Consider the following 16,660-nt stretch of genomic DNA (forward strand, 5'->3'; position numbering starts at 1 on the left):
AACGCCCGCGAGGCCGCAGATCGTTCCGTCATCCGGTGCCCCGCGAGGGTGAACCTGGCGCGGCTGCGGCCGAGTCGGTCGCGGGCGGCGCGGAGGCGGCGGGCGCGGCTGCGGCGGAGGCGGGTGCGGCGGATGCGGGTGCTCCGAGCGGCGGGGCCGGGATGCCGCCCGCGTCCAGGTAGGACTGCGGAGGGTTGAGGCGCTGGCCCGGGAAGCCGCCCTTCTCGTACTTCAGGAGCTTCTTCGCCTTCTCCGGGTCCGTCTCGCCCTCCCCGTACGCCGGGCAGAGCGGGGCGATGGGGCAGGCGCCGCAGGCGGGTTTGCGGGCGTGGCAGATACGGCGGCCGTGGAAGATCACGTGGTGCGACAGCATCGTCCAGTCGGTCTTCGGGAAGAGCTCGCCGATCGCCCGCTCGATCTTGTCGGGCTCCTTCTCGGCGGTCCACTCCCAGCGGTGTACGAGCCGCTGGAAGTGGGTGTCCACGGTGATGCCGGGCCGGCCGAAGGCGTTCCCGAGGACGACGAAGGCGGTCTTGCGGCCGACGCCGGGCAGTTTGACGAGGTCTTCGAGACGGCCGGGGACCTCGCCGTCGAAGTCGTCCCGCAGGGCCTTGGAGAGGCCCATCACCGACTTGGTCTTGGACCGGAAGAACCCGGTGGGCCGCAGGATCTCCTCGACCTCCTCCGGGTTCGCCGCGGCCAGGTCCTCGGGCGTGGGGTACTTCGCGAAGAGCGCCGGTGTCGTCTGGTTCACCCGCAGGTCGGTCGTCTGCGCCGACAGGACGGTGGCGACCACCAGTTGGAAGGGGTTCTCGAAGTCCAGCTCAGGGTGGGCGTACGGGTACACCTCGGCCAGCTCGCGGTCGATACGCCGGGCCCGCCGGACGAGAGCCGTGTGCGACTCGGTCCGGGGAGGCTTGGCGGGGGCGACGACTTTCTTTGCGGGCGCGGCCTTCTTGCCGGCCACGGACTTCTTCGCAGGCGCGGACTTCTTGGCAGGCGCGGCCGTCTTGCCGGCCACGGCTTTCTTCGCAAGCGCGGACTTCTTGGCGGCTACGGCCTTCTTGACCGCCGCGGACTTTGCGGCAGGCACGGCCTCCTTGGCGGCCACGGACTTCTTCGCTGGCGCGGACTTCTTCGCTGGCACGGTCTTCCTCACGCGGGCGGCCTTCTCGGCGGGCACGGCTTTCCCGGCGGGCACGGCGGCGCTCCCGGCGGACGCCGCTCCCCCAGCGGGGGCCGGAGCGAAGGCTTCGGGGGTCGTGTCCTCGGTGACCGCGGCCGTCACGGCGGTCGCCTTCACGGACGCGCTCTTCGTCGCCCGCTTCGTCGCGGTCGCCCGCTTCGTCGCGCTCGCCACGGTCGCGCGGGCCTTGCCCGCCGCGGACGCACGGGTCTTCTTGACGGGCACCTTCCTGGCGGGCGCTTTCCCACCGGATGACGTCACCGGCGCGCTCTTCCTCGCGGTCTCCTTGGCGGTCCTCTTCGCCGCGGCGGCCTTCTTGGCGACCGCAGCCTTCTTCGCGGCAGCGGCCATCTCCGAGGCCGCGACGCCCGCGGCCTTCCCCGCGGCCCCCGCCGCGGTCGTCGCCGGTCTCGACCCTGCCGCTTTTGTCGTCTTCTTCGCTCCACCGGAGTCCTGTTCGCCCACAGCGGAATCACGACGTACACCCACGCGCCCAGCCCCCTTGGCCTGTGCTCTCACCGGCGATTTGGACACCCGACCAGCCTAGAGCCCACCACCGACATCTGCCCCGGCCACCATCCATCAGCCCCCAATTGGCCCCCTGCCGCACTGTCGGACACGCCGGTGCGGCAGACTTGTGACTGATCACACTGTTTGGACCGTCCAGCAAAACGGGGAACACGGACCCCTGGTACACCGGGACCAAGATCCCCTGAGCAGGTCGACAAGGAGAGAACTCGTGGACGACGTTCTGCGGCGCGCCCCGCTCTTCGCGGCGCTCGATGACGAGCAGGCCGCGGAGCTCCGCGCCTCCATGAGTGAGGTGACCCTCGCACGCGGTGACGCGCTCTTTCACGAGGGCGACCCCGGAGACCGCCTGTACGTGGTCACCGAGGGCAAGGTGAAGCTCCACCGCACCTCACCCGACGGCCGCGAGAACATGCTGGCGGTCCTCGGCCCCGGCGAGCTCATCGGTGAGCTGTCGCTGTTCGACCCGGGCCCGCGGACGGCGACCGCCTCCGCGCTGACCGAGGTGAAACTGCTGGGCCTCGGCCACGGCGACCTCCAGCCCTGGCTGAACGCACGCCCCGAGGTGGCCGCCGCCCTGCTGCGCGCCGTCGCCCGGCGCCTGCGCAAGACCAACGACCAGATGTCCGACCTCGTCTTCTCCGACGTGCCGGGCCGGGTGGCCCGTGCGCTCCTGGACCTCTCGCGCCGCTTCGGCGTGCAGTCCGAGGAGGGCATCCACGTCGTGCACGACCTGACCCAGGAGGAGCTGGCCCAGCTGGTCGGCGCCTCCCGCGAGACGGTCAACAAGGCGCTCGCCGACTTCGCGGGCCGCGGCTGGCTCCGCCTGGAGGCCCGCGCGGTGATCCTCCTGGACGTGGAGCGCCTCGCGAAGCGCTCGCGCTGAGCGCTCCGCCGGAAGTCCGGTGAGCGGTCCGCGGGTGCGCTGCGGCCGGGTGCGCCGCGGCTGGTCGCGCCCGCGCGTCGGAGCCGCGTAGCGAAACGGCGGCCCCGCGCCCCTTCGGGGCGCTGCCGAACCGCTGCCGCACGACTTCTTACCGAAGGGCCCCGCCGGACGGCGGGGCCCTTCGGTGTTGTGCCGGGAACGGATTGCGCCGGAACGGGTCGCGCGCGGAACGGGTTGTGCCGGAAATGGCATGCCCCCGCCGTCGCCTCCGGGCACAGTGGTGCCATGGCGGCGGACAGAGGGCTCGATGCCCTGGGCCACATCGAGCGCGAAGGCTCCCTGGGGCGGGTACCGGCGGTGTTCCGGCCCGTCGTCGCCGCGGCTCGTGACCGGGTGCTGGACGTCTTCGGAGGGCGGCTGGACAGCGCGTACCTCTACGGGTCGATTCCGCGCGGGACCGCGCGCGTGGGCCGTTCCGATCTCGACCTGCTGCTCGTCCTGCGCGAGGAGCCCACGGAGGCGGACCGGGCGGACGCGCGCACGCTCGACGAGGCCCTCGACAAGGAGTTCGCCCAGATCGACGGGGCGGGGACACTGGTGGCCGGCCGGGCGCAGGTGCTGAGCGACCTGGAGCGGCACGACCTCGGCTGGTTCGTCGCGTGCCTCTGTACACCGCTGCTGGGCGAGGACCTCGCCGAGGAACTGCCCCGCTACCGGCCCGACACCCTCCTCGCCCGCGAGACGAACGGCGAACTCGCGTTGCTCCTCCCCCGCTGGCGCGAGCGGATCGCCGAGGTCACAGCGGCGGCCGGGGCGGACGGCCCGCAGGAGGCGGCCCTGCGGCCTCTGGTGCGTCGCATGTCCCGTCACCTCGTCCGGACGGGCTTCACGCTGGTCATGCCCCGCTGGAACGGCTGGACGAGCGATCTGGCGGAGATGGCCGAGGTGTTCGCCGCGTACTACCCGGAGCGGGACCATCCGCGGCGGGCCGCCCAGCTGCGGGAGGCCGCCGTCCTCGGCCGCGAGCCGGTCGGCGACCGTGCCGTCCTGCGGTCGTACGTCGACGATCTCGGGCCGTGGCTCGCCGAGGAGTACGCGCGCGTGCACGGCGTCAAAGCACCGCGCCCGTAGCGGACAGGCGGGTCCACTCCCAGGTCCCAGCCCAGGTCCCAGTGCCGGCCCCGGCCCCGGTCCGGCTCACTCCCGGCCGATGAGCCCGTGCTCCTTGAGGTAGTCCAGCTGCGCCCGTACCGACAGTTCCGCCGCCGGCCACAGGGAGCGGTCGACGTCCGCGTAGACGTGCGCGACGACCTGGGACGGGTCCGTGTAGCCGTCCTCGACGGCCGTCTCGACCTGGGCGAGCCGGTGGGCCCGGTGGGCCAGGTAGAACTCCACGACTCCCTGGGCGTCCTCCAGGACCGGCCCGTGGCCCGGCAGGACCGTGTGCACGCCGTCGTCGACCGCCAGGGACCTCAGCCGCCGCAGGGAGTCCAGGTAGTCGCCCAGGCGCCCGTCGGGGTGGGCCACGACCGTGGTGCCCCGGCCCAGGATCGTGTCGCCGGTGAGTACGGCCCGGTCGGCGGGCAGGTGGAAGCAGAGCGAGTCGGCGGTGTGGCCGGGCGTCGGTACGACCCGCAGCTCCAGGCCGCCCGTCGTGATCACGTTCCCGGCGGCCAGGCCCTCGTCGCCGAGCCGCAGCGCCGGATCGAGGGCCCGCACCTTCGTGCCCGTCAGCTCGGCGAACCGCGCCGCGCCCTCGGCATGGTCCGGATGCCCGTGCGTCAGCAGGGTCAGGGCGACCCGCCTGCCGGCCTTCTCGGCGGCGTCGACGACGGCACGCAGGTGTACGTCGTCCAGGGGGCCCGGATCGATCACCACCGCCAATTCGGAGTCCGGCTCGGCCACGATCCAGGTGTTCGTGCCGTCCAGGGTCATCGCGGACGCGTTCGGGGCGAGGACGTTGACGGCACGCGCGGTGGCGGGACCGGAGACCACCCCGCCGCGCGGCTGGCCGGGCAGTGCTGCGGCGTCGGTCATGCGGAGGCTCCACCGGTCGGGATGTGCTTGGTGAACTCGTCGTGTCCCGGCCAGCTGAGGACCAGCTCGCCGTCCACCAGCTTCGCCCGGGCCAGGACGGGTGTCATGTCCCGGCCGGGCGCCGCCGCGAGGGCCTCGGCGGCGGTCCCGTACGCGCCGAGCTGGCGCAGGGTCGCGACGGTGGGCGGCATCATCAGGAGCTCGCCCCTGTCGTAGCCGTCCATCGCCTCCGAAGGGCGGATCCAGACGGTGCGGTCGGCCTCCGTGGAGGCGTTCCGGGTGCGCTGGCCCTCCGGGAGGACGGCCACGAAGAAGAAGGTGTCGTAGCGGCGGGGCTCGAACTCCGGGGTGATCCAGCGCGTCCAGGCGCCCAGGAGGTCGGAGCGCAGCACGAGCCCCCTGTGGTCGAGGAACTCGGCGAAGGACAGGTCGCGGGCGACCAGTGCCGCCCGGTCGGTCTCCCAGTCGTCCCCGGTGGTGTCGCCGACCACGGTGTCCGCGGTCGGGCCCGCGAGCAGGACGCCCGCCTCCTCGTACGTCTCACGGACCGCCGCGCAGACGATCGCCTGGGCGGCGGCCTCGTCGACTCCGAGCCGGGACGCCCACCACGCGCGCGTGGGGCCCGCCCAGCGGACGTGACGGTCGTCGTCCCTGGGGTCCACCCCGCCGCCCGGATACGCGTACGCGCCCCCGGCGAAGGCCATGGAGGCGCGTCGGCGCAGCATGTGCACGGCGGGACGGGAGCCGGTGCCCCCGGAGCCGGAGCCGGAGCCGATGGTCCCGGAGCCGGTCTCCCCGGCGTCGGACCCGGCGTCGGAACCCGTCTCACCGGAGTCGGCCCCCGGGCCGGTGTCCTTGAGCAGCATGACGGTGGCCGCCCGCCTGGGGACGACCGGTGTGAGCGTGCCCTCCGCGAGTGCGCGGATCCTCTCGGGCCACTCCGGGGGGTACCACTGCCCATTCGCCATGGGCGGAGGCTATCCCGGAGTGAGCTGATGTTCGAGAGACAACGATCGCCCCTTACGGAGAGGCCTACGCCTCCGTCAGCTCCACCTGGATCTCGACCTCCACGGGCGCGTCGAGCGGCAGCACCGCCACCCCGACCGCGCTGCGCGCGTGCACGCCCTTGTCGCCGAGCACCTCGCCCAGCAGCTCGCTCGCGCCGTTCAGGACGGCGGGCTGGCCGGTGAAGTCAGCGGCCGAGGCGACGAAGCCGACGACCTTCACCACGCGCGCGATGCGGTCGAGGTCACCCGCGACCGACTTGACTGCCGCGAGGGCGTTCAGCGCGCAGGTGCGGGCCAGTTCCTTGGCCTCCTCCGGGGTGACCTCCGCGCCCACCTTGCCGGTGAGCGGAAGCTGGCCGTCCACCATCGGGAGCTGGCCGGCCGTGTACACGTACACGCCCGACTGCACGGCGGGCTGGTACGCGGCCAGCGGCGGCACGACGCCCGGCAGGGTCAGTCCCAGTTCGGCCAGTTTCGCCTCGACAGCGCTCACGCGGCCCGCTCCCGCTTCAGGTAGGCGACGAGCTGCTCGGGGTTGTTCGGCCCGGGCACGACCTGGACGAGCTCCCAGCCGTCCTCGCCCCAGGTGTCCAGAATCTGCTTCGTGGCGTGGACGAGCAGAGGCACGGTTGCGTATTCCCACTTGGTCATGGGGGCGACTGTATCCGCTGGCGCGGGCCGCCCTTCCTGGACCTCCGTCCGCCGCCGGGCCGGTGCAGGGGCGATGCGGGGCCGATGCGGGGGTGTCGGGCGGGCCGATGACTGGGCAGGGCGCTCCCTGGGCACCCGTATGCGAAGCAGGGCCCCCACGGCCACCGCACCATCCAGTGAGGAATTAGGCTCGAAGACGTGAGCAGGCTTCAGGTCGTCAGCGGCAAGGGCGGTACCGGAAAGACCACGGTCGCCGCAGCACTCGCGCTCGCCCTCGCGACCGAGGGCAAGCGTGCCCTTCTGGTCGAGGTCGAGGGCAGACAGGGCATCGCGCAGCTCTTCGAGACGCAGGCGCTGCCCTACGAGGAGCGGAAGATCGCCGTCGCTCCCGGTGGCGGGGAGGTGTACGCACTCGCCATCGACCCCGAGCTGGCCCTTCTGGACTACCTCCAGATGTTCTACAAGCTCGGCGGCGCGGGCCGCGCCCTGAAGAAACTGGGCGCCATCGACTTCGCGACCACCATCGCGCCGGGCCTGCGGGACGTGCTCCTGACGGGCAAGGCCTGCGAGGCCGTACGCCGCAAGGACAAGCGCGGGCGGTTCGCGTACGACTACGTGGTGATGGACGCGCCGCCGACCGGGCGGATCACCCGCTTCCTGAACGTGAACGACGAGGTGGCCGGGCTCGCCAAGATCGGTCCGATACACAATCAGGCGCAGGCCGTGATGAGGGTGCTCAAGTCGCCCGAGACCGCCGTGCACCTGGTGACGCTCCTGGAGGAGATGCCCGTCCAGGAGACCGCCGACGGCATCGCGGAGCTGCGGGCCGCGCGGCTGCCGGTGGGACGGACCATCGTGAACATGGTGCGGCCCGCGATCCTGGACGAGGCCGACCTGGAGCTGGCGCGCAGGGCGCCGCGCACGGCCGTCGCCAAGTCGCTGTCGGCCGCCGGACTCGGCGGCGCGCGGCGCGGCGGGGTCGCCGAGCGCCTGGTGGAGCCGCTGCTGACCCAGGCGGACGAGTACGCCGAGCGGTACGCGCTGGAGCGCGAGCAGCGTGCGGTGCTCCAGGGCCTGGAGCTGCCGCTGCACGAACTCCCGTTGCTCGCCGAGGGAATGGACCTCGCGGGCCTGTACGAACTCGCCAAGGAACTGCGTCAGCAAGGGATCTCATGAGTCAGGACCCGGCCCGCGCAAACGATTCTTCCCGCGAACGTGCACGCGAAGGCGAGCCCGCCGCCCGGCGGGCTTCCGGCCCCTCCCGTGCGATCGACACCGCGACCGCGGCCTCGGCCGTCCTGGGGGTCGACGCGCTGATCGACGATCCCGGGACCCGCATCGTGGTCTGCTGCGGTTCGGGCGGCGTCGGCAAGACCACCACCGCGGCGGCGCTGGGGCTGCGGGCCGCCGAGCGCGGCCGCAAGGTGGTCGTCCTGACCATCGACCCGGCCCGCAGGCTGGCCCAGTCGATGGGTATCGACGCGCTCGACAACACCCCGCGCCGGGTGAAGGGCATCGACGACTCCGCGAGCGGCGAGCTGCACGCGATGATGCTCGACATGAAGCGCACCTTCGACGAGATCGTCGAGGCGCACGCGGACCGCGAGCGGGCCGCCACGATCCTGAACAACCCCTTCTACCAGTCGCTCTCCGCCGGCTTCGCGGGCACGCAGGAGTACATGGCGATGGAGAAGCTGGGGCAGCTGAGGGCACGCGAGGAGTGGGACCTCATCGTCGTCGACACGCCGCCCTCGCGCTCGGCCCTCGACTTCCTGGACGCCCCGAAGCGGCTCGGCTCGTTCCTGGACGGGAAGCTGATCCGGCTGCTGACCGCGCCGGCGAAGCTGGGCGGCCGGGCCGGGATGAAGTTCCTGAACGTCGGGATGTCGATGATGACCGGCACCCTGGGCAAGCTGCTGGGCGGGCAGCTCCTCAAGGACGTGCAGACGTTCGTGGCCGCCATGGACACCACCTTCGGCGGCTTCCGTACGCGCGCGGACGCCACGTACAAGCTGCTCCAGGCGCCCGGTACGGCGTTCCTGGTCGTCGCGGCCCCGGAGCGGGACGCGCTGCGCGAGGCGGCGTACTTCGTGGAACGGCTGGCCGCGGAGGAGATGCCGCTCGCCGGTCTGGTGCTGAACCGGGTCCACGGCAGCGGTGCCACCCAGCTCTCCGCCGAGCGCGCACTCGCCGCCGCGGAAAATCTTGCCGAGGCCCGCATTGTGGATCAGGTGGGCGGGAAAGCTGGACTTCGTAACTCTCCCGACACGTACGGCAGTTCAGAACCACCCGCTACCGAAACCGCCGTTCCCGAGGCTCCCTCCTCCGACGCAGGCTCCCCCGCCGCGGACCGGACCAGTGCCGACGGAGCCGGAACGGACGAGGACTCCAGCAAGGCCGACCCCGGCACGGAGGACCACAGCGCCGAGGACCGCGACGACCGCAGCACGGAAGGCCGCACAGTCGAACAACTCACCGCAGGCCTGCTGAGGCTGCACGCCGAACGTATGCAACTGCTCTCCCGCGAGCAGCGCACACGCGATCGCTTCGCCGCGCTCCACCCCGAGGTGGCGGTGGCGGAAGTGGCCGCGCTGCCCGGCGATGTGCACGACCTCGCGGGGCTGCGGCACATCGGGGACCGGCTCGCGGCCGACACGCCGCCGGCCGAGGCTTCGTGAACGCGAGGAGCTTCGTGAACCCGGGGAACGCCTGCCCCGGGGAATGGTTGCCCGGCCCCTGAGCCCGAGGCCCGCTTCCTGAGCCTTTCGGGGTCACGGGGCGGCCCGGTGGGACCTACGCCGCCGTCGTACGGGTCGCCGTAGGTCACGTATGTCAGGTCACGTACGCCGTCGTACGGGGGTCACGTGGACGTCACTCGTACCTCCGAGGACGCCACTCGCACCTCTGGCGCATACGGAACCGCTGCGAGTCCGCTGCGTGCGCGGAGCCCGGTCAGCCCACCGCTGCGTAGTTCTCGTACACCTCTTCCTCGTCGAGAGGCAGGATTCCCGCCCCCCGCTCGTACTCGGTACGCGCGGTTTCGAGCAGCCTGCGCCAAGAGGTGACGGTCGGTCGCCTGCGCAGCAGTGCGCGGCGCTCCCGCTCCGTCATCCCTCCCCACACGCCGAACTCGACGCGGTTGTCCAACGCGTCGGCCAGGCACTCCGTGCGCACCGGGCATCCGGTGCACACTGCCTTCGCCCGGTTCTGCGCTGCTCCTTGAACGAACAGTTCATCCGGATCGGTAGTGCGGCAGGCCGCCTGCGCACTCCAGTCGGTTACCCAGCCCATACCGGCGCCGTCCTCTCCCGAATCGAGGCTCCCCCACGGCGGCAGCGGCATATTCACCGCCACCAGTTCAGGACGTTACGGAAGGTGGGCACAGTCAACCAGCCCCTTCGGGCCCAATCTTGAATGGCCCGAATGGACTATGGGTACGCGACAGATCACCCAACGGAGTGACCCGACGACATACGTGACTTTCCCGGCGAAGCGGGGCAGTTGAGGTGTGTCACAACGGGCACCAGGTGACACATGAGGCGGATTCGGGCACGTCCTCAACAAAAAAGTCGAGTGTCGACCGAACCGAACAGGGGTCGCCGGACGTATTGATACGTGGTCCTACTGCTGTGACAGTTGAGAGCAGCTTAGGCCAATGCCTATACGCGTGTCCGGCGATTGAGAACGTAGGCTGCCCTCATGCCAAAGAAGCGCTCGGGCGGTGGTCTGTCTCCCACGCAGCAGGCCGCCAAGTTCCTCGGTGTCAGTGTGCTCGCGGGGGCCGTCATGGCCGGGATCGCGGTGCCGGCGTTCGGTGCGCTCGGCCTCGCGGCCAAGGGTTCGGTCGAGGGGTTCGACGAGATCCCGGCCAACCTGAAGCGGCCACCGCTGAGCCAGCGCACCACGATCCTGGACAACCAGGGCGGCCAGATCGCCACGGTCTACTCGCGTGACCGCACGGTGGTCGACCTCAAGGACATCTCGCCGTACATGCAGAAGGCGATCGTCGCGATCGAGGACGCGCGGTTCTACGAGCACGGCGCGGTCGACCTCAAGGGTGTCCTGCGCGCGCTCAACAAGAACGCGCAGAGCGGCAACGTCTCGGAGGGCGCCTCGACGCTCACCCAGCAGTACGTGAAGAACGTCTTCGTGGAGGAGGCCGGCGACGACCCGACGAAGGTCGCGCAGGCCACCCAGCAGACCCTCGGCCGCAAGGTCCGCGAGCTGAAGTTCGCGATCCAGGTCGAGGAGGAGCTGGGCAAGAAGAAGATCCTCGAGAACTATCTGAACATCACGTTCTTCGGGCAGCAGGCCTACGGCGTGGAGGCGGCGGCCCAGCGTTACTTCTCCAAGTCCGCCAAGGACCTGGAGGTCCAGGAGGCCGCGCTGCTGGCCGGCATCGTCCAGTCGCCGACCCGGTACGACCCGGTCAACGACGAGGCCGAGGCCACCAAGCGGCGCAACGTGGTGCTGCAGCGCATGGCCGAAGTGCACGACATCTCGCAGGCGGAGGCCACCGCCGCCAAGAAGAAGCCGCTCGGCCTGAAGGTCAGCAAGCCGAACAACGGCTGCATCACGGCCGTCAAGGACTCCAGCTTCTTCTGCGACTACGTGCGTGAGGTGTTCCTGACCGACCCGGTCTTCGGCAAGACGCAGAAGGCCCGGGCCAAGGTCTGGAACCAGGGCGGTCTGACGATCCGCACGACGCTCGACCCGCAGGCGCAGAAATCGGTCCAGACCTCGCTCAAGGACCACGTCAACAAGTCGGACAAGGTCGCGGCGGCGTCGACGCTGGTCGAGCCCGGCTCCGGCAAGATCCTGGCGATGGGCCAGTCGAAGCCGTACGGCTACGGCAAGAACGAGACCGAGATCAACTACTCGGTCGACCAGAAGATGGGCGGCTCGAACTTCGGCTTCCCGACCGGTTCGACGTTCAAGCCGTTCCTGGCCGCGGCGGCCCTGGAGGGCGGCAAGCCGGCCACGCAGTCCTATCCGGCGCCGTACGAGATGCCGTATCCCGACAGCGTCCAGGCGTGCGGCGGGAAGACCTGGCGCAACAGCGAGAACGCGAAGGTCGAGAACGAGGACGAGGCCGAGGTCGGCCCGTACCCGCTGAAGAAAGCCATGGCGCTGTCGGTCAACACCTACTTCGTGCAGATGCTCGAAGACATCGGGATGTGCCCGGTGGTGGAGATGACCGACAAGCTGGGCGTCGTCCAGGGCAACGGCACCAAGCTGCCCGAGCAGCCCTCGTCGATGACCCTCGGCTCCACCGGTATCTCGCCGCTGACGATGGCGAGCGCGTACGCCGCCTTCGCCAACCGGGGCGAGTACTGCACGCCGATCGCGATCGCGTCGATCAGCCAGAAGCTCGGCGGTGAGAAGAAGTCCCTGTCGGTTCCGAAGTCCTCGTGCTCGCGCGCGATGTCGGAGACCACCGCGGACACGATCAACACACTGCTCAGCGGAGTGGTCGACTCCGGTACGGGCCAGCAGGCCGGTCTCACCGACCGCGCCAACGCGGGCAAGACCGGTACGACGGACTTCCGCAAGAACGCCTGGTTCGTCGGCTACACGCCGAACCTGTCCGGCGCGGTCTGGGTCGGCAGCGCCACCCAGAAGGTCAAGATGGTCAACATCACCATCGGCGGGACGTGGCACGAGAAGGTCTTCGGCGGCGCGGTACCCGGGCCGATCTGGAAGGACGCCATGACCGGCGCCCTGTCCGGCAAGGACTCCCCCGGCTTCAACCTCGTCGACATCCCCGACCCCGAGAAGGACCGGGACAAGGACCGCGACCGGGACCGCGGCGACGACAACAACGGCGACCACAACGGGAACGGCAACGGGGGGAACCGGGGAAATGACAACGGGGGTGGCACCGACGGTGGCCAGCCCCAGATCCCCACGCCGACCTTCTCCATCCCCGACGACTGGACGATCGGCGGGAACGACGGCGGCAACGACCGCGGGAACGGGAACGGTGGCGGCAACTGGCCGTAGCCCGGCCTGACTTCCGACCGGCTGCTTGTACGCCTGTCTGCGTGTACGCCGATGGGGGCGCCCCTTGTTGCAAGGGGCGCCCCCATCGGCGTACGGCTGTGGGTGGGCCTTTTGCTGCGGCTGCGGCGCGGATGCGGATGCGGATGCGGATGCGGCACGGATACCGAGCGGCTGCGGCTGCGGCTGCGGCCGATTGGAGTGCCCCCGGGGGCCCGTCGGAGTGCCCGGGGGCCGGTCGCGGGGGCCGGGGCTCAGCCCGCGAGGCGCTTCTTGACCTCCGCGGCGACCCGGCCGCCCTCCGCCAGGCCGGCCACCTTGGGGTTCACGATCTTCATGACCTGACCCATGGCCCGCGGGCCCTCCGCGCCGGCCGCCTTCGCCTCCTCGACCGCCTGCGCGACGATCTGCCGCAGCTCGTCGTCGGAGAGCTGCTTGGGCAGGTACTCGGCGAGGACCTCGCCCTCCGCCTTCTCGCGCTCGGCCGACTCGGCACGGCCGCCCTGCGCGAAGGCGTCGGCCGCCTCGCGGCGCTTCTTCGCCTCCTTGGCGATCACCTTCTGCACCTCGTCGTCGGAGAGTTCGCGCTTCTGCGTACCCGCGACCTCCTCCTTCTGGACGGCGGCGAGGGTCAGCCGGAGCGTCGAGGAACGGAGCTCGTCGCGCCCCTTGATCGCGGCGTTGAGGTCTGCCTGCAGCTTCGACTTGAGCGTGGTCATGGGGCCGATTGTCGCAGGTGTGGTGCGGCGGACGCCCATGGATTTCGGCGGGCGGCTCCCGCAGGCCGTCGGTGGACCGCCCAGGCGCCCCGTCCCTGGGCCACCCATGGGCCACCCATCGAAGGTCCGTGGACCGTCCCTGGGCCGCCCCTGGACCGTCCGTGGGGTTCGGGGCGTCCAGGGTCTGACACGATGGACGTATGCGCGCGCGATACGGAGTACCCCTGGGAATCGCGGCGGCTGGTGCCGCCGGTCTGCTCTACTCGGCGGGGTTCGAAGCCCGCTCGTTCAGACTGCGGCGGGTGACGGTCCCGGTGCTGCCCCCCGGGATGCGACCGCTGCGCGTGCTCCAGGTCTCCGACATCCACATGGTGAGCGGACAGCGGAAGAAGCAGCGCTGGCTGCGCTCGCTGGCCGGGCTGCGCCCCGACTTCGTCATCAACACCGGGGACAACCTCTCGGACCCCGAGGGCGTACCGGAGGTCATGGACGCCCTCGGCCCCCTGATGGAGTTCCCCGGCGCGTACGTCTTCGGCTCGAACGACTACTTCGGGCCCACGCTCCGCAACCCCGCCCGCTATCTGTTCGAGAAGACGCAGGGCCGGCACGGACTGAACGGCAACGCGCCCGCCGTCAACGTCGTCCACAACCCGTGGGAGGAGCTGCGCGACGGCTTCGACGCGGCGGGCTGGCTGAACCTGACGAACGTCCGGGGCTCGCTGAAGATCGACGGCTTCGAGATCGAGCTGACCGGGCTCGACGACCCGCACGTCAAGCGCGACCGGTACGCGCGCGTGGCCGGCGGCCCGTCCGACGCGGCCGACCTCTCCCTGGGGATCGTGCACGCGCCGTACCTGCGCGCGCTGGACGCCTTCACCGCGGACGGCTACCCGCTGATCCTGGCGGGCCACACGCACGGCGGGCAGCTGTGCATCCCCTTCTACGGCGCCCTGGTCACCAACTGCGACCTGGACACCGACCGGGTGAAGGGCCTGTCCACGTACACGGAGGCGGAGTCGGGCCGGACGTCGTACATGCACGTGTCGGCGGGCTGCGGGACGAGCAGGTACACCCCGGTGCGCTTCGCCTGCCCCCCGGAGGCGACACTGCTGACGCTTACGGGGGTGGGGGGAGCGTAGGGGGCTGGGGTTCGGCTGGGCGGGGTTCGCCGACGAGGTTCGGTTGGGCGGGGCCGTGTGGCTGGGCCAGGGTTCGGCTGGGCCAGGGTTCGGCTGGGCGAGGTTCGGCTGGGCGGCGTCGCTGAGCGGGTTTCGATTGGCCGGCCGGGAGAGGCCGGGACCCCCCGCCCTCCCCCACCCATCCGGTTCAATCCACCGCGCCCCTTTTGCCCGCCCCTCCTAGCGTGAGGGGATGACCACCCCCATACCTGCGGACATCCCGGACATACCCAGGATCCCCGGCATAGCCGCCAGCGCCGCCGCCTCCGCCGTCCCCATCGTGCCCGCGTACGCGGTGGTCCCGCGCGTACGCCGTCCCCTGGTCGCCGCCTTCCGCCTGCTCGTCGCCCTGGCGGCGGCCGCGGGCGTGACGCTCGATCTGCTCCTGGGCTCCCCGCTGCGCGTCCTGAGCTACGCCACGATCCTGAGCAGCATCCTGGTGACCGCGGTGTTCACCGTCTCCGCCTGGCGAGCATGGAAGGCCCGCCACCCCCTGCGGCCGTCCGTCACCGCCAGCACCTTGCTGTACGCGGTCGGGACGGGCCTGGTCTACCACCTGATCCTGGCCGACGACGCGACCGCCTTCTCCATGACGAGCGACGGCTCGGCGCTCACGGGCTGGCACGCGGTCACGAACCAGCTGCTGCACACGGTGGTCCCGGTGGCGGTCGCGCTGGACTGGCTCCTGCTGACCCGCCCGGGGGCGCTGCGTCTGCACAGCGCGGCCGCCTGGCTGATCCTCCCGGTCGCGTACCTGGCGTACACCGTCACCCGGGGCCTGCTCCTCCCCCAGGGCACGCCGGCGCGCTACCGCTACCCCTTCCTCGACGTGTCCGAGCACGGCTACGTCGAGGTCCTGGGCAACGTCACGATCCTGGGCCTCGCCTGCTACGCCCTGGCCGTCCTCCTCGTCGCCCTGGACCACATCAGGCCTGGCCCACGCCGCCACCGCGCCCCGGAAAACCGGATTTCGTCTCAGCCCACCGGTGGGCTAAAGTAAACGACGTCGCCACGGCACACACCACGCAAGTGGCTCGCCGCCAGCGACATCGGGGTGTAGCGCAGCTTGGCAGCGCGCTTCGTTCGGGACGAAGAGGTCGTGGGTTCAAATCCCGCCACCCCGACAGTGAAACACCAGGTGAGGCACCTACTCAATTCAGTAGGTGCCTCACCTGTTTCGTGTACGTGTCTATCTGCGTGACCATCTCGCCCAGACACGCCTCAAAGGACCTCAGCTTCGGCTACCGTCGAGCCGTCGTTTGCGGGACCTTCCGTCAGACCGAAAGGTCGGGAAGGTGACACGCCAGACCGAAAGGTCAGTGTCTGAGGGGTACGCCCTCTACGCACTCAGCTCCGACGTTGCTGGGGTCTAGAGATCTTTCGACTCGCACTCGTGAGGCTCGGTCGTTGATCGCCAGTCACCGGCATCCAATCAATCTTCAGCACCTGGCGGAAGGCACGACGCACGTTGGCAGCGTCGAGCGGCTTGCCGACGGCCGAGGAGAAGACGAGGCCGTGTTCCTCCCACTTCTCGTAAGCAGCGAGCCGACCCCAGCCCTGATCTTCGAACTGCTGCCAGGGCGCTTCGACGCAGCGCGTCGGCAAGGCGAGCGTGCGCCAGGACTTCCGGGTCTTCGTGTCCCCGCTCCGCCGGACCAAGCGCCACACTGCGATGTGCGGCGGCTGCGGCGGCTCAAACTCCGGACACCCCTTGAGGAAGCCGTGGTCCCATGTGAGAGCCCGCAGTTCCTCAGTGCGGGCACCGGTCAGCAGCGCGACGACAATGTACGCGTACATCGAGGTCCCCTCAGCCCCCTTCAGTACGGCCTCAGCCTGAGCGAACGTGAGCGCTTTGGACGGACGTCCCGCTAGCCCATGGCGCACAGAGCCCAGTTCGACGACGTTGCACTTCACCTTGTCTCACGCCATGACCCGCTTGGCCGAACGGTTGAGACAGGAGTGCAAGCCCTGCAACGTGCGCGTACTGAGCGTTCGACCCTTCACCGCCAGCCAGCGGTCAACGTCCTCAGCGCTTAATCACGCAGCTTGCGCGCTCCCAAGCTTGGGATCACGTGAATCCGGCTCAGCCCGGTAACGGAGACCGCTCCACTGAAAGCACCAGGTCGGAACTATTCCGATCTGGTGTTTCCTCTTTGGTGACCCTGCAATCTCCCCCAGTCAGACAGACAGGGTTGTTCTGTGCATCTTCCAGTGGCCTTGGATCAGTCGGGTGAGCCTTCCGGAGATCTGACTAAGCGATGGTCGACCATGAATGCTTCGATCCACTGCGTTTCAACCAACCGCTGCCGGTGCCTACGTTGCGTCCGTGACGTAAGGAGAGCAGTGATGCGGGTGCATAAAGTGACCTTGGTGAGTCCGCTGCGCAATGAGAGATGCCTGAATGTAAACATTCTTCACACGATTAGGTGACCAGGCACGGGAAGGGTATTTGGATCTCTCCATCCCCC

The 16,660-nt window shown here is 70.3% G+C and carries 14 protein-coding genes, 1 tRNA gene and 1 pseudogene; 8 read left to right on the plus strand and 8 right to left on the minus strand.

Annotated features, from left to right (window positions below; genetic code table 11):
• Positions 1–28: 28 nt before the first annotated feature.
• On the minus strand, positions 29–1,159 hold the full coding sequence (nth, locus tag ACFVH5_RS15205; protein WP_385834163.1) for an endonuclease III: 1,131 nt from the start codon (positions 1,157–1,159) through the stop codon (positions 29–31).
• A 766-nt stretch (positions 1,160–1,925) separates the two neighbouring features.
• Here nth and ACFVH5_RS15210 point away from each other — a divergent pair.
• Both ACFVH5_RS15210 and ACFVH5_RS15215 read left to right on the plus strand, forming a co-directional pair.
• The gene (locus tag ACFVH5_RS15210; RefSeq protein ID WP_016642758.1) at positions 1,926–2,600 is read left to right on the plus strand and encodes a Crp/Fnr family transcriptional regulator; all 675 of its coding nucleotides are present in this window, start codon (positions 1,926–1,928) and stop codon (positions 2,598–2,600) included.
• Positions 2,601–2,885: 285 nt separating this feature from the next.
• Complete coding sequence (locus tag ACFVH5_RS15215) at positions 2,886–3,731, plus strand: nucleotidyltransferase domain-containing protein (protein WP_385834137.1); 846 nt, start codon at positions 2,886–2,888, stop codon at positions 3,729–3,731.
• 66 nt (positions 3,732–3,797) lie between these two features.
• Here ACFVH5_RS15215 and ACFVH5_RS15220 read toward each other — a convergent pair whose 3' ends face one another.
• The 4 genes from ACFVH5_RS15220 to ACFVH5_RS15235 form a co-directional block, all read right to left on the minus strand.
• Positions 3,798–4,637 (minus strand): MBL fold metallo-hydrolase, encoded by an 840-nt coding sequence (locus ACFVH5_RS15220; protein WP_385834139.1) that lies wholly within the window; start codon positions 4,635–4,637, stop codon positions 3,798–3,800.
• On the minus strand, positions 4,634–5,605 hold the full coding sequence (locus ACFVH5_RS15225; RefSeq protein WP_385834140.1) for an NUDIX hydrolase: 972 nt from the start codon (positions 5,603–5,605) through the stop codon (positions 4,634–4,636). The genes ACFVH5_RS15220 and ACFVH5_RS15225 overlap by 4 nt, the downstream gene beginning before the upstream one ends.
• Positions 5,606–5,669: 64 nt before the next feature.
• On the minus strand, positions 5,670–6,137 hold the full coding sequence (locus tag ACFVH5_RS15230; protein ID WP_385834141.1) for a RidA family protein: 468 nt from the start codon (positions 6,135–6,137) through the stop codon (positions 5,670–5,672).
• Positions 6,134–6,295 carry a DUF4177 domain-containing protein gene (locus ACFVH5_RS15235; RefSeq protein ID WP_107018142.1) on the minus strand — a complete coding sequence of 54 codons (162 nt, stop codon included), beginning with the start codon at positions 6,293–6,295 and terminating at the stop codon, positions 6,134–6,136. Before ACFVH5_RS15235 ends, ACFVH5_RS15230 begins: the two co-directional genes overlap by 4 nt.
• Before the next feature lie 198 nt (positions 6,296–6,493).
• On the opposite strand from ACFVH5_RS15235, the gene ACFVH5_RS15240 reads away from it, so the two are divergent.
• Together ACFVH5_RS15240 and ACFVH5_RS15245 are read left to right on the plus strand one after the other, a co-directional pair.
• Positions 6,494–7,471, plus strand: coding sequence for an ArsA-related P-loop ATPase (locus tag ACFVH5_RS15240; RefSeq protein ID WP_384801471.1), 978 nt, complete (start codon positions 6,494–6,496; stop codon positions 7,469–7,471).
• A complete protein-coding gene (locus ACFVH5_RS15245) occupies positions 7,468–8,973 on the plus strand; it encodes an ArsA family ATPase (protein ID WP_385834142.1) in 1,506 nt (501 codons plus the stop codon). The genes ACFVH5_RS15240 and ACFVH5_RS15245 overlap by 4 nt, the downstream gene beginning before the upstream one ends.
• Positions 8,974–9,247: 274 nt before the next feature.
• Here ACFVH5_RS15245 and wblA read toward each other — a convergent pair whose 3' ends face one another.
• Positions 9,248–9,586, minus strand: coding sequence for a transcriptional regulator WblA (gene wblA, locus ACFVH5_RS15250; protein ID WP_055515737.1), 339 nt, complete (start codon positions 9,584–9,586; stop codon positions 9,248–9,250).
• Between the two features lie 408 nt (positions 9,587–9,994).
• On the opposite strand from wblA, the gene ACFVH5_RS15255 reads away from it, so the two are divergent.
• Positions 9,995–12,298, plus strand: coding sequence for a transglycosylase domain-containing protein (locus ACFVH5_RS15255; protein ID WP_385834143.1), 2,304 nt, complete (start codon positions 9,995–9,997; stop codon positions 12,296–12,298).
• 251 nt (positions 12,299–12,549) lie between these two features.
• On the opposite strand, the gene ACFVH5_RS15260 is transcribed toward ACFVH5_RS15255, so the two are convergent.
• On the minus strand, positions 12,550–13,014 hold the full coding sequence (locus tag ACFVH5_RS15260) for a GatB/YqeY domain-containing protein (protein ID WP_107018139.1): 465 nt from the start codon (positions 13,012–13,014) through the stop codon (positions 12,550–12,552).
• A 200-nt stretch (positions 13,015–13,214) separates the two neighbouring features.
• On the opposite strand from ACFVH5_RS15260, the gene ACFVH5_RS15265 reads away from it, so the two are divergent.
• From ACFVH5_RS15265 to ACFVH5_RS15275, 3 genes are all read left to right on the plus strand, one after another.
• The gene (locus tag ACFVH5_RS15265; RefSeq protein WP_384801459.1) at positions 13,215–14,153 is read left to right on the plus strand and encodes a metallophosphoesterase; all 939 of its coding nucleotides are present in this window, start codon (positions 13,215–13,217) and stop codon (positions 14,151–14,153) included.
• 232 nt (positions 14,154–14,385) lie between these two features.
• Positions 14,386–15,192, plus strand: a complete 807-nt coding sequence (locus ACFVH5_RS15270) for a Pr6Pr family membrane protein (RefSeq protein ID WP_385834144.1) — start codon at positions 14,386–14,388, stop codon at positions 15,190–15,192.
• Between the two features lie 50 nt (positions 15,193–15,242).
• A tRNA-Pro gene (locus ACFVH5_RS15275) sits at positions 15,243–15,316 on the plus strand.
• Positions 15,317–15,629: 313 nt separating this feature from the next.
• Here ACFVH5_RS15275 and ACFVH5_RS15280 read toward each other — a convergent pair.
• Positions 15,630–16,285 (minus strand): annotated as a pseudogene (locus tag ACFVH5_RS15280) (site-specific integrase); the annotation flags it as partial.
• Between the last annotated feature and the right edge of the window lie 375 nt (positions 16,286–16,660).

It is taken from the genome of Streptomyces sp. NPDC127119 (genome assembly GCF_042677425.1).
In the GTDB taxonomy this organism is placed as follows: Bacteria; Actinomycetota; Actinomycetes; order Streptomycetales; family Streptomycetaceae; genus Streptomyces.